This window comes from Rhizobium sp. IBUN (assembly GCF_000510625.1).
GTDB lineage: Bacteria > Pseudomonadota > Alphaproteobacteria > Rhizobiales > Rhizobiaceae > Rhizobium > Rhizobium altiplani.
Genome location: NZ_AZNV01000077.1, coordinates 1 through 13,069 on the forward strand (window position 1 = coordinate 1; position 13,069 = coordinate 13,069).

Here is a 13,069-nt window from a genome sequence, read left to right on the forward strand (position 1 = left end):
AGCTGCGCGCGTGACGGCCACGTGAAGAGGATAGGGGTCGCCTGCATCCCGGAATCGTGGACGATCTGGGCCAGACGGAAGACGGAATCCTCGTACTTGTTGTTGAAGCCGTGGACAAAGACCAGCGCATGCCCGCCCTGGATGTTCTGGTGGAACCAGGCGCGCCCCTCTGGAACGGTGTCGATCTCCTTGACGCTGGTCACCGCAAAATCGGTTGCGGGATTGGGCGGTAGACGCTTCGGCCATTGGACTGTGCCTGAGGCCCGTTTCGGCGGAATGGAGACGTCAACCGCCGTCAGGTAGGGCTTTGGGCTGCGTTCGCCGGTGAAGAGCGTCGCCGGGTCGCCGGAAGGTTCGCGCGTGGTTGCGACCAGCATGCTGACCTTTGAGGTATTCTGCGTTGCCGCCGATAGCGCAACAGGGGCCATGACTCCGCTTGGATGACCGCAGCTGGCAAGAACTGCCGCGACGAGCAAAGGTGCAAGTGTCCGAACAGTACGGGCAGCAATCACGTTCCGGTTCCCTCATTGAAACGCAAGCACCTTACGGTGGCCGGGCTTTGGTGAAGTACTCTCACAGAAACGACGCGAATGTTACGTGCAATTCGCGCTCCATGCCCTAGGGCCACGACGAGTTTTAAGTAAGTGTTACCGAACCGCAACGAGCTTTGCCTGCCGCTTGGTTGCCAGGCAATCCGTCTGCTGCTCTTGGTCGTGCCAGGTTTGGTCGTTTTGTGAATTCGGTTCACAGATGCTTGGACCAAGTGACCGCTTATCACCGAAATCCAGTGCCTCCATATGTTCGCCAGTCAACCAAGCCGGCAGACCGGCAACATCATTTTGAGGCACATCATGCCAACTGCTCTCTTTGCTTTGACGATCGCGGCCTACGCGATCGGAACCACGGAATTCGTCATCGTCGGCTTGTTGCCGACCGTTGCTTCAGATCTCCAGATCAGTCTGCCGTTGGCGGGATTGATTGTCAGCGTCTATGCGCTCGGCGTCACATTCGGCGCGCCGGTGCTAACGGCTTTGACCGGGCGCATCGCAAGGAAACCATTGCTTCTCGGCCTTATGGCGCTCTTCATCGTCGGCAACGGCATGGCGGCAATCAGCCCAAGCTATGCTCCGTTGCTGGTTGCGCGCGTCCTTTCAGCCTTCGCACATGGCGTCTTCTTCTCCGTCGGCTCGACGATCGCAGCTGATCTCGTTCCCGAGAACCGTCGCGCCTCGGCGATCGCGATGATGTTCATGGGCTTGACGGTCGCCATCGTAACAGGCGTCCCGCTTGGCACTCTGATCGGTCAGATCTTCGGCTGGCGCGCAACATTTGCGGCGGTAGCAGGCCTCGGTGCGATTGCCTTCGTTGCGATTGCAGTGTTGCTGCCTTCGAACCTCAAGAAGGCACCGGCCGCCAGCGTCGGCGACCAGATCCGCGTGCTCGGCAGCGGCCGCCTGTTGATCGTTTTCGCCATGACCGCACTTGGCTATGGCGGCACCTTCGTCGCCTTTACGTTCCTGGCGTCGATCCTGCAGGAGATCACCGGCTTTGCTGCCAGCACGGTCAGCATCATCCTCGTGGTCTATGGCATCGCGATCGCCATTGGCAACGTCGCCGGCGGCAAACTTGCCAATCGCAGCCCGGTACGCGCCCTGACCGGCTTGTTCATCGCCCAGGCGATCGTGCTGGTACTCTTCAGTTTCACCGCGCCATCGCCCTGGCTGGTCGTCCCGACGCTGGCGGCACTCGGCTTCCTCTCGTTCGCCAACGTGCCCGGCCTGCAGATTTATGTCGTGCAGTTGGCGAAGCAGGTTCGTCCCGCCGCCGTCGATGTGGCATCGGCCCTGAATATCGCCGCCTTCAACCTCGGTATCGCCGCGGGCGCATGGATCGGCGGCCTTGTGGTGGAATCTTCGCTGGGGCTTGAGGCGACACCCTGGGTTGGCGCAATTCTCGTGGGCGGAGCCTTGGTCCTGACGCTCTGGAGTGGCGCTCTGGACGGTCGTTCGACAGCGGATAGCGATACTGTGACCCAGCCCGCCTAACCCGCGAGGCGAATTCCGACGTCCCGGGAACGGTGGTTGACGTGAGCCCATCGCGTTGGCCACCATTGCTTCTATGGACGGTGGAGTACCTGTGCGCCTAACTAGGTGGGGAAAGGCGGCGCCCCGGGAGGCGCGCTCCTCGGTGTTCCTCCAAGATGCCTCTTTTCCCGGTAAAATTGTGTCCTTGCTGACCACAATTTTCTTGCCTAACAGCGGCATGCTGCGACATACTTACAGCCGCTGATAGCCACTTGAATGCATGCCTAGAGACACCTTGCGAATTCGCGTTCTTCACGCAGTTGGGGTTCGATCAATGGAACATGTGTCGCTTCGCAGTATCACTGCATTTCTCAATATATCCATTGCAATGCTCGTCGCTTGTGGGGCATCGGTTCTGACCAGCGCGTTCGCATACGCACAAGATCCCTTTGACGATTTTCCGATGGTTATCAGCTGTGAATACAAGGGCACCTACCACGCATTCTATTTGTCCAGGGTGACGAAAGACGGCACCGCCACTTTTTCAGCCTCCGACCGGATTGCGGGGACGATTACGCTGGACGGTAAAGCAAAGGCCGTGGGCGGATCCGACGGGGGAAGCTGCTTGGGCAAAACCCTCAAGGAATTGCGCGAGTCAGGGCAGGCGCACGACCTTAAATCCTAGCCCCGCAACGCACTGGCTCTGGAGAATTGGCCGGACCAGGGCCAGCATGCGCGCGGGCGGTGGAGAAGTGCCGGAATGTCGTTCGACGTTGGGCCTGAACCTACGTCGCATGAAATAGCCTTCGAGGAGGCCGTCGGGGAGGCGGGCTTCATTTTCTAGGTGAAGGTTGGGAGGAGCATGGAAGAGCTGCGAACTCCTTTCAGGGTAACGGCTGGTCGCTTTCTGCGCTCGGTGCGCGTTTTCATGTCCTCGGAGGTCGGCGGCACGGCAAAGCTTCTGACGGCATGCCTTGTCGTGCTCTTCCTCGCGATCAACGGGCTCAATGTGCTGAATAACTTCGTGGGCCGGAACTTCATGACGGCGATCGCCGACAGGCAGATCGCTGAGTTTGTCCGGCAGGCCATATTCTATCTTCTCGTGTTTGCCGGCTCCACGATCGCATCGGTTTATGCGCGCTTTACGGAGGAGCGGCTGGCCCTCACATGGAGAGACTTTCTGACGCGTCGCGCCGTCAATCTCTATCTTACTGACGGAGCCTTTTATCGCCTCGGTGTTTCGGGAGGACTCTCGTATCCGGATCAGCGCATTTCCGAAGATATCCGCGCATTTACCGTGACCACACTGTCCTTCCTGCTCATGATCTTCAGCAGCGGGCTAACGATCCTTTCATTTTCAGGGGTACTTTTATCCATCAACCCCGTCTTGTTCGCCGTGGCGGTCCTTTATGCTGCCTGCGGCTCGTTTCTCACGGTCTGGCTGGGCCGCCCGCTCATCAAGCTGAACTATGACCAGCTCGACAAGGAGGCGAGTTTCCGCACGGGGCTCATCCAAGCAAGGGAGAACGCAGAGCGAATTTTGCTGACCGGCAGCGAGCCGCGCATGAAGTCTTTTCTCGCGGTCCGAATTGATGACCTGGTGACCAACTTTCGCAACATAACATCGGTGAACCGCAATGTCGGCTTCTTCACGACGGGCTACAACTGGCTGATCCAGATCATCCCTGCATTGATTGTCGCGCCGGCCTTCTTCCGCGGTGATATCGAATTTGGGGTGATTACGCAGTCCGCGGCAGCATTCGCCATGCTGGTGGGCGCTTTTTCGCTGATCATCAACCAATTCAACTCGATCTCCAGTTTTGCAGTGGTGGCGCGCCTGAGTACTCTTTCGGAGGCGATAGAGAGACCAAAGGGGGGTGCCAAGATTCAGGTCGATGAGACCCGGGACGACCTGTCGTATGAGAAACTCACGATATTGTCGGAGCGGGACGGATCGTCGTTGCTGCAGGAGTTGACCGTCGCCATCCCGCCTCGTGCCCGCGTCCTGGTGACATGCGCTCGAGAGGACCAAGGGAGCACCCTTTTCAGGGCTACCGCAGGTGTTGCTTATCCCGGCACCGGCCAGATTTTTCGCCCCACGGCTGAAGGCATACGCTTCCTGCCGCAGCACCCCTATTTTCCGCCAGGGACACTTCGACAACTGTTCATTCCCCCGGCCGCGAGCCCGGAAATTTCGGACGAACGCATTGCGCTGCTACTTGCCGAATTTGAACTTCAGCGCATTTCTAAGATCGAGGAATTTCAACAAGAAGTGGAATGGCATACCGTTCTGACGCAAAGAGAGCAGTGCTTGCTGATGCTGGCGAGCGCATGCGTTGCGAAGCCGCATGTCATCTTGCTTGAGAGAACCGAGGCTATGGTTGGCTGGGAGACACTTTTCCGGATCATGACACGCTTTGCAAATGACGGCATCGCCTGCGTTCATATCGGAAGCGCCGCCGACATATCATCCTATGACGCCATCCTGGACTTTGACGATAGTGGCGCATGGCAGTGGAATACGCCGCATGACCGCGGGAACGGCAGCGGTGCAAAGCACGCAAATTGAGACGACAAAAAAGTCGATAGGAGGCTGATGATGACGAACGCCGCTCGTGCAACCAACGACCATCAGAAGACGAGTGCTCCGCTTGGGGCCGAAGAACTCCGCTTAATGGACGCCTATTGGCGTGCATCGAACTATCTCTCTGTCGGGCAGATCTATCTGCTCGACAATCCGCTACTGAGAGAGCCGCTCAAGCGGGAGCATATCAAGCCGCGGCTTCTCGGTCACTGGGGAACGTCGCCCGGCCTGAACATGCTCTATGTGCATCTGAACCGCGTGATCAAGCGCGACGACCTCAACATGATCTACGTGATCGGGCCGGGTCATGGCGGACCTTCGCTGGTCGCACATGCCTACCTGGAAGGGACATACAGCGAAGTCTACCACAATATCGGCCAGGACGCCGAAGGGATGAAGACCCTATTCAAGCAGTTCAGCTTTCCCGGCGGCATTCCGAGCCACGTCGCCCCTGAAACGCCTGGAAGCATCCACGAGGGTGGCGAACTGGGTTATGCCTTGAGCCATGCCTATGGCGCGGCCTTCGACAATCCGGACCTGATCGTCGCCTGCGTCGTTGGCGACGGCGAGGCGGAGACCGGCCCGCTTGCCACGAGCTGGCACAGCAACAAGTTTCTCAATCCAGCCCGTGACGGATGCGTACTGCCGATCCTGCATCTCAATGGCTACAAGATCGCCAATCCATGCTTCTTAGCCCGAATTCCCGAGGAGGAGCTGCGGAAGCTTTTCGAGGGGATGGGCTATGCGCCCCTCTTCGTCGAAGGGCACGAGCCCGACAAGGTGCAGCAGCAACTGGCGGCAGCGATGGATACAGCCGTTGCCGAGATCAAGCGGATCTGGGGGGAGGCGCGCGAGAAGGGCAATCTGAAACGCCCGGCCTGGCCGATGATTGTTTTCCGCACGCCAAAGGGCTGGACTTGCCCGAGTGAAATCGACGGCAAGAAATGCGAGGATTACTGGCGGTCGCACCAGGTCCCGATGGGCGAAATGGACAAGCCGGAACACATCAAGATCCTTCAGCAGTGGATGAAGGAATATAAGCCCGAAGAGCTCTTCGATGACGACGGTAAGCTGCGCGCCGAACTCGCTGCGCTAGCCCCGACTGGCATTCGCCGGATGAGCGACAATCCGCATGCGAATGGTGGCCTGCTCCTGCGTGACCTGAGGCTGCCCGACTTCCGTGACTACGAGGTTTCCGTACCTAGCCCCGGAGCGACGACGACCGAATCTGCCCGGGTGATGGGCAAGTTTCTTCGCGATGTCATGAAACTGAACCTGAACACCAAGAATTTCCGATTGTTCAGTCCCGACGAGAACAACTCGAACCGCTGGCAGGACGTGCTTGAGGTCACCAATCGTTGCTACATGGCCGAAATCTATCCCGAGGACGACCACCTGTCGCCGGATGGCCGGGTGATGGAGGTGTTGAGCGAGCATCAATGCCAAGGCTGGCTTGAAGGGTACCTTCTGACAGGGCGGCATGGCTTCTTCTCATGCTATGAAGCCTTCATTCACATCATCGACTCGATGTTCAATCAGCACGCCAAATGGCTGAAGGTGTGCAACGATATTCCATGGCGCCGTCCGATCGCGTCCCTCAACTATTTCCTGAGCTCGCATGTCTGGCGCCAGGACCACAACGGCTTCAGCCACCAGGATCCGGGGTTCATCGACCATGTGGTAAACAAGAAGGCCGAGGTGATCCGCGTCTATCTGCCGGCGGATGCCAACACGCTGCTTTCCGTTACCGACCATTGCCTGCGGAGCCGCAACTACGTGAACGTCGTCGTTGCCGGCAAGCAGCCGGCGCCGCAATGGCTGACCATGGATCAAGCCGTCAAGCACTGCGCCCAGGGCCTCGGTATCTGGGAATGGGCCAGTAACGACAAGGGCGGCGAGCCTGATGTCGTCATGGCGTGCTGCGGCGACGTGCCAACGCTGGAGACGCTGGCGGCGGTGCAGATGATCCGCGAACATCTACCGGAATTGAAGGTGCGCGTCATCAACGTCGTCAACCTCATGAAGTTGCAGCCGTCGAGCGAGCACCCCCATGGGCTTTCCGACGCCGATTTCGATGCGCTCTTCACCAGGGACAAGCCGATCATCTTTGCGTTCCATGGATATCCCTGGCTGATTCACCGGTTGACCTACCGGCGCACGAACCACGACAATCTGCACGTCCGCGGATACAAGGAGGAGGGGACGACGACGACACCTTTCGATATGGTCGTTTTGAACCAGCTCGATCGCTTCCACCTTGTCGAAGACGTCATCGATCGACTGCCGCAACTCGGTGCCCGCGCCGCCTACTTCAAGCAAGCGATCCGCGAGAAGCTGATCGAGCACCGGCATTACATTGAAAAGCACGGTGATGACATGCCTGAAATCACCGGCTGGAAGTGGGGCGTCCTCGGAGGGGCGGCAAGCAAGCAAAGGACATCGACGGAAGGCGACAACACGTAGCGTTCGGCGCAGCCAGGTGCTCCCGGAGCCGTTGCTCCAGGGGGCACTATCAAAGACGATGCAGAGGACGCAGATTGCTGCTGGCGCCGTTCGGGTGGCGAAGTGCGTATTGGTACGATGCCGTTGGCGGCAAGCGATTGCAAAGCTGTATGGGAGGGGAAGCCATGGTTGCGGTGTCACCCAGGCCAAACTTGGAGTCGGGGCTGACCGACGAGGACTTTGCGCGACTGCAGTTCACCTCGGTGCTCTACTATCTGCATTCTACGAACCCGGACAACGGCCTCGTTCGCGACAAGACGCAACCCGGCGCACCGGCAAGCATCGCTGCCATCGGCATGGCGCTCGCCACCATTCCTGTCGTCGTGGAACGTGGCGTCCTCATTCGCGAGTTTGCCGTCAAGATGGTCCGGCGCAGGCTCGAATTCCTGATGCAATGCCACCAGGGCCCCGAGCCGGACGCCTCGGGCTACAAGGGCTTCTTCTATCATTTTCTCGACATCGAGACGGGAAAGCGGGTGTGGGAATGCGAGCTATCGACGATCGACTCGGCCTTTCTGTTCGCTGGTGCGCTGACAGTCGCCACCTATTTTGACGGGGAGAGCGCCGAAGAAGCGAAGATCAGGACGCTTGCGACGGCGCTATACGAGCGTGCAGACTGGAACTGGGCGCGGGATCAGGGCGCTACCCTGACGCATGGCTGGCGACCCGAGAATGGCTTCATTCCTTACCGTTGGCGTGGTTATGACGAAGGCCTGCTTCTCTACATATTGGGGCTGGGATCGCCGTCGCATCCGCTGCCGCCCGAGAGCTATGAGGCCTACACGGAAAGCTACGAATGGCGGAACATCTACGGCCGCGAGCTGCTCTATTCCGGTCCGCTGTTCACCCACCAGCTATCGCATATGTGGATCGATTTCCGCGGGATCCGCGATGAATTCATGCGCGAGCATGACAGCGACTACTTCCAGAATAGCCGGCAAGCGACCTTTGTCCATCAGGAATATGCAATCCGAAATCCGATGCAGTTCGAGGGTTATGGTGAGCATTGCTGGGGATTTACCGCGTGTGACGGCCCGGGCTGGGTGAAGGCGGATGTCGGCGGGGTTCGTCGCGAGTTCTTCGATTATGTTGCCCGTGGCGCGCCGTTCGGGCCCGATGACGGAACCGTAGCGCCCTGGGTTGTCGTGGCATCCCTGCCTTTTGCGCCCGAGATTGTCCTTCCGACCGTCCGGAAGTTCGCGGGCATGAAGCTGGGGATGACTAGGCTTTACGGCTTCAAGCCATCATTCAATCAGACCTTCAAGGATCCGGACAGTCCGACTGGCTGGTGGATCAGCCCGTACCACTTCGGGATTGACCAGGGGCCGGTGGCGCTGATGATTGAGAATTACCGCACCGGCCTTTTGTGGACGCTGATGCGTGATTGCGAGCCTATTGTCAGGGGGTTGCGGCGAGCGGGGTTCACCGGCGGCTGGCTGTAGGCGGGGCCGCCCGCGGCGATCCACCCAACGATGCCCTGCCAAGTTGATCAGTGGGAGCCGCGAAGCTGGTCGTCCTTAAGCCAATTTCGATTGAAGACACTCTTCGTCCCGTCCGTCGCCTGCGACGTATGAACGATATCGTCCCGCAACCACCAGTCAATCGAGGTGGCGGGCGCCGATAGCGCGCCTTGTTCGAGGTCGGCTCTGACGAGGATTGATATCGATGGATCCCGCACCGTTTTGACGACCGCTGTTTCGGCCGCCGACAACGCGAACAGCGGTGCAACAACGCCCGTCACCAGAACGGACGCATAGACTGGGAACGTTTGCGAGTACGACATGACATGCACCCCGCGTGAACTGCAGCAATACTACAATGTCGCAAGTCAAACCTACAGTCGACCCTCTATTTCCGGTGTTTTCTCGAATAGGATGCTCGCGCAAGCATAGAACAGCAATTGTTCTGCGGTCTGTCGCCTGCCGGCTCGTTCTACCGAGAATTCGCTGGGCATCGGGCGGCTTCAGTTTCAACGGTGCGCTCAAACGCGGCGAGCCGAGAGCGAGGTGATGTAACCGACGATCGAGGACTTGCCTGCCCGGTGTGGAACATGCCGCATCATGCAGCTTGCGCTGATTTATGATGCGGCATGTCGGATCAATCCCGTTAGGGTGAATGCGGTCTCATCACCAATCCCGATCAGAGATATTGCCAGCGCGGTACGCCGATGTCAGAACTCCTCCCAATTGTCATGGGCGAGAGCGGCGTTGCCGTGGAAGGCGGCCGCGACTTTCCCCACCAGTTTGCGGGCCGGCGAGGCGGCAGGCCCGCTATCCCGGGTGGCGCGTGGAGCGGAATACGCGCTCGCAGCCGGGCCGCCTGTTCCGAGGTTGAAGCGGGCGATCAGTCGCGAGAGGTTCGAAGCCTCGTCCGCCAGCCGGTTGGTCGCCGCTGTCGGCTCCTCTACCATGGCAGCATTCTGCTGGGTGACCTGATCCATCTCATTCACCGCCATGCTGACTTCCGACAGTCCCGTTGACTGTTCCTTCGCGGCCGTCGCGATCGAATGAACATGTTCGTTGATTTTGATCACATGCCCCTGGATCAGCCCGAGCGCCTCATCGGTTGCCGTCACCAGCGTGACGCCTGCGTCGACTTCCGCGCTGGAGCGGCCGATGACCGTCTTGATGTCCTTTGCGGCATTGGCGGAACGCTGCGCCAGTTCGCGCACTTCCTGGGCGACGACGGCGAAGCCTTTGCCGGCCTCGCCGGCGCGGGCCGCTTCCACTCCGGCATTGAGCGCCAGCAGGTTCGTCTGGAAGGCGATCTCGTCGATGACGTTGATGATCTGACCGATTTCGCCCGAGGCCTGCTCAATGCGTCTCATGGCTGATACGGCGTCCTTGACAACCGCGCTCGACCGCTCGGTGCTGCGGCGCGCCTCGTCGACCATATGGCGCGCCTCTGTTGCCCGTTCGGTGGAATTTTTCACCGCGACGGTGATCTCTTCCAAAGCGGAGGAGGTTTCCTCCAGCGAAGCCGCCTGCTGTTCGGTGCGCTTGGAGAGGTCGTCCGAGGCGCTGCGTATTTCGCTCGAGCCGCTGTTGATCGTGTCGACGGCGGCGCGCACCTCGCCGAGCACCGAGCGCAGGTTGGCCATGGTCGCGTTGACATTGTCCCTGAGTTCGCCGAAGGCGCCCTGGAACTCGCCGCGCATCGTTTCGGTCAAATCACCCTCGGCAAGGGCAGCCACGACACGCCCGGTCTCTGCGACGCTGCGATCGACGGAGGCCACCAGTTCGTTGACTTGCGTGGCAAAGCGGTTGAGGTCGGCATCGCCGTAGTCCTTGGCGATACGCCGCGTGAAATCACCGCCAACGGCGGCCAAGACCACCACGCCGATGCTCGACTGCAGATCAACACTCTTGGCATGAAGGGCAGCTTCGTGTGCATTCAACTCGCGAACCCGGAGGCCATTCTGCTTGAACACTGCGACGGCGCGCGCCATGTCGCCGATCTCGTCGCTGCGCCCAGTGAAAGGGATCTCGGCGGCGAGATTGCCGCTCGCCAGGACACTCATGTTTTCGGTGATACGACCGATCGGCTTTGCCACCGCTTTCGCGCCGAAGAGAGCGGCGCCGAGAAGAGTAATCATCACGAGAAATCCACCGGCGAGCGATGTGGTTTCCATCGAATTGAGGGCCACGTTCGAAGCTGCGGCGGCTGTTGTCGCACGGCCCTTTGCGATCGTGCCGGCCTCATCGAGGAGGGACATCGTCTTCTGGATGAGATCGATCTGGTGTGTAACGAATTCCCGTTCCTTGGCGGCGAGGCTTGCGTCGACGCCCGCCGCGCTCAGTTTCGTGCGGAGGAACTCTGCGAGCTGGCGCTCGTGTTGTAATATTCGTCAACCAGCGCCTTGATGTTTTTCACCCGCTCCTGGTTGACCTGGATTGTCAGGATCGACAGGGCCGAATCCAGGGCTCTGATGGCTGCGTCGTGATTGTCCCGCACGGCGGACTTGGCCTGCAGCACCTCGTCCATGGCGTCCGCCAGGCGCATGTTCAGGCTCTCGATCTGCATGCCGCGAATGGCGGCCTTGGCCTCGACATAGTCGCGTGATGCGCCGACCTGTTGCCGTTCGAGTATGGCGCTCTGGCCGACCGAGCGATCCTCTAACCAAAGGCCAGCCAGCATGACGAGCATCATCGCAATGCCGGCAGCGGACATGAGGGCGAGTTTCGTGCTGATACGTGAAAAGAAGGCGGGTAAATTCATGTCGGTTATTCGCCTAGGGAAACCGGCGCGATCGTCATGAATTCCGGCTTCTGTATAAGAGTGGCCGGACGCTCGTCATTTCGCCGACAACGTTGCAAGACCACGAGGCCGAAACGTCGCAAAACACTACTTTCCAAAATGCGCGCGACGCAGTGGTTCCGATCGGGAGATCTGACCTTGATCTTTCAAGATTTGAATAATCTCCATAGTTCGCATAGCATTCCTGGGCTAATAAAATGTAAAGTTCGAGAAAAAGTTATAATTGATTTTCGTCAATTTGCAGAATATCTAAATAGCGCATAGCATAACAAAACTCAAATCGTGTTTGTTGCTAGGTAATATCAACAGATGTAATAGCGTTTGCCCTTAGTCACTCTGTTTTTATTTGAAGTATCGCTCTTGCTCAGTTTGGCCATTAAGGATCGCTCCACTGGGCAACGTCGACGTATCCCTTGTTGCTTTTGCCAGACGCCTTAAGAGTCCACGAATGCCGATGCCGTTATCTGACGACAAGAACAGGAACGGTCGAATTGGCGAGGACCTGCTGGGTTTGGCTGCCAAGTATCATTCTTCCGATGCCCGTGCGCCCATGTGAGGAAATAACGATCAGGTCGCAGTTTTTTGCCTGAGCAGTCTCGAGAATGGCCGTAGCAGGAGAGCTATTTATCTCGTAGACAAAATCGACCGTCACCTGCGCTTTCGCCGACTTGTCGCGGACAATTCTTTCGATCTCGATCAGGTCTTCTTTCACCGCGTGAGTATAGCTGTCCATGGCCTGTGCCTGAACAACTCCCTGAAGCGCAAAGCCAGCCAGCGGCACCGTGACGTTGATGACCGTCGCTGGAATGCCGAGCGCCTTTGCAAGTGCAAGACCGTGATCGACGCCCTTGGAAGCAAGCTCCGAGCCGTCGGTTGGAATGAGTATACGCTTGTACATGGGACATCCGTTCCAGATCGTGGTGCAATAAATTCATCCAAACCTAGCGGACTGTCCATGTCGAACATTGATCCGCGTCAAGATGCCGAACATGTTTTCCGATATTGACGAATGCGACGGAGGGCGCGCGACTTCAGACTCTGGCGTGCGAACACGAGAGGGCATCGCGGAACGTGGCAAAGCGCAGCTGCTAATGCCAAGGTAGGCGATGCCCGACCTGAGAGATAGGTGACAGAACGTACCGGAGACATGGGTTACATTTTTCGATTTTGGTCGGGAGGTGTGGATGCCGTGGAGAGAGACTTCGGTCATGGACGAGCGTCTTGGATTTGTCGCCCGTTTGCTGGAGGGCGAAGGGATGAGCGAGGTGTGTCGGTCGTTCGGGATCTCGCGCAAGACCGGCTACAAGATCTTCAATCGCTGCAAGGAGGACGGGCTGGAGGCCTGACGGACCGGTCCCGGCGGCCGGTGCGCTATGCCAACCAGTTGCCCGAACCGGTCGAGGCGATGATCGTTCGTTGCAAACAGGAGAAGCCGCACTGGGGGGCGCGCAAGATTCGCGAGCTTCTGGTGCGCCGTCTGGCCGGCGACGTGCGCATCCCNGCGAGAAGCACGGTGCATGCGGTGCTCGACCGGTACGGCCTTGTGAGCCAGGCCCGTAAGAGGAACCGGGCGAACAAGGCCATGGGCACGGCGCTGTCGGCGGCCCCAACGATCTGTGGTGCGCCGACTTCAAGGGCGAGTTCAAGCTGGGCGACGGCCGATATTGTTACCCCCTGACGATCACCGACCAGGCATCGCGCT

At 59.0% G+C, this 13,069-nt stretch carries 9 protein-coding genes and 2 pseudogenes; 6 read left to right on the forward strand and 5 right to left on the reverse strand.

The features are described from left to right. Positions 1-428 (reverse strand): alpha/beta hydrolase (locus RHIBUN_RS34575; protein ID WP_025661312.1); only part of this gene is annotated, 428 nt, incomplete at its 3' end. A 423-nt stretch (positions 429-851) separates the two neighbouring features. Between RHIBUN_RS34575 and RHIBUN_RS0132120 the strand changes: the two genes are divergently transcribed. From RHIBUN_RS0132120 to RHIBUN_RS0132145, 5 genes are all read left to right on the forward strand, one after another. After that, on the forward strand, positions 852-2,045 hold the full coding sequence (locus RHIBUN_RS0132120; protein ID WP_025662783.1) for an MFS transporter: 1,194 nt from the start codon (positions 852-854) through the stop codon (positions 2,043-2,045). 367 nt (positions 2,046-2,412) lie between these two features. Next, entirely contained in the window at positions 2,413-2,709 is a 297-nt protein-coding gene (locus tag RHIBUN_RS0132125) for a hypothetical protein (RefSeq protein ID WP_051085606.1), read from the forward strand. Between the two features lie 177 nt (positions 2,710-2,886). Then, positions 2,887-4,593 (forward strand): SbmA/BacA-like family transporter, encoded by a 1,707-nt coding sequence (locus tag RHIBUN_RS0132135; protein WP_025662784.1) that lies wholly within the window; start codon positions 2,887-2,889, stop codon positions 4,591-4,593. Positions 4,594-4,623: 30 nt separating this feature from the next. Then, positions 4,624-7,071, forward strand: coding sequence for a phosphoketolase family protein (locus tag RHIBUN_RS0132140; RefSeq protein ID WP_025662785.1), 2,448 nt, complete (start codon positions 4,624-4,626; stop codon positions 7,069-7,071). A gap of 164 nt (positions 7,072-7,235) precedes the next feature. Further along, positions 7,236-8,552, forward strand: a complete 1,317-nt coding sequence (locus RHIBUN_RS0132145; protein WP_025662786.1) for a glucoamylase family protein — start codon at positions 7,236-7,238, stop codon at positions 8,550-8,552. Between the two features lie 47 nt (positions 8,553-8,599). Here the strand turns inward: RHIBUN_RS0132145 and RHIBUN_RS0132150 are convergent, their stop codons facing one another. The 4 genes and pseudogenes from RHIBUN_RS0132150 to RHIBUN_RS0132160 form a co-directional block, all read right to left on the reverse strand. Then, positions 8,600-8,893 (reverse strand): hypothetical protein, encoded by a 294-nt coding sequence (locus RHIBUN_RS0132150; protein WP_025662787.1) that lies wholly within the window; start codon positions 8,891-8,893, stop codon positions 8,600-8,602. A gap of 387 nt (positions 8,894-9,280) precedes the next feature. Beyond that, positions 9,281-10,663 (reverse strand): annotated as a pseudogene (locus RHIBUN_RS34580) (methyl-accepting chemotaxis protein); the annotation flags it as partial. A 242-nt stretch (positions 10,664-10,905) separates the two neighbouring features. Beyond that, positions 10,906-11,328, reverse strand: a complete 423-nt coding sequence (locus RHIBUN_RS37830) for a hypothetical protein (RefSeq protein WP_245271788.1) — start codon at positions 11,326-11,328, stop codon at positions 10,906-10,908. 499 nt (positions 11,329-11,827) lie between these two features. After that, the gene (locus RHIBUN_RS0132160; RefSeq protein ID WP_025662788.1) at positions 11,828-12,265 is read right to left on the reverse strand and encodes a universal stress protein; all 438 of its coding nucleotides are present in this window, start codon (positions 12,263-12,265) and stop codon (positions 11,828-11,830) included. A gap of 286 nt (positions 12,266-12,551) precedes the next feature. Between RHIBUN_RS0132160 and RHIBUN_RS34585 the strand changes: the two are divergent. Beyond that, a pseudogene (locus tag RHIBUN_RS34585) lies at positions 12,552-13,069 on the forward strand (helix-turn-helix domain-containing protein); the annotation flags it as partial.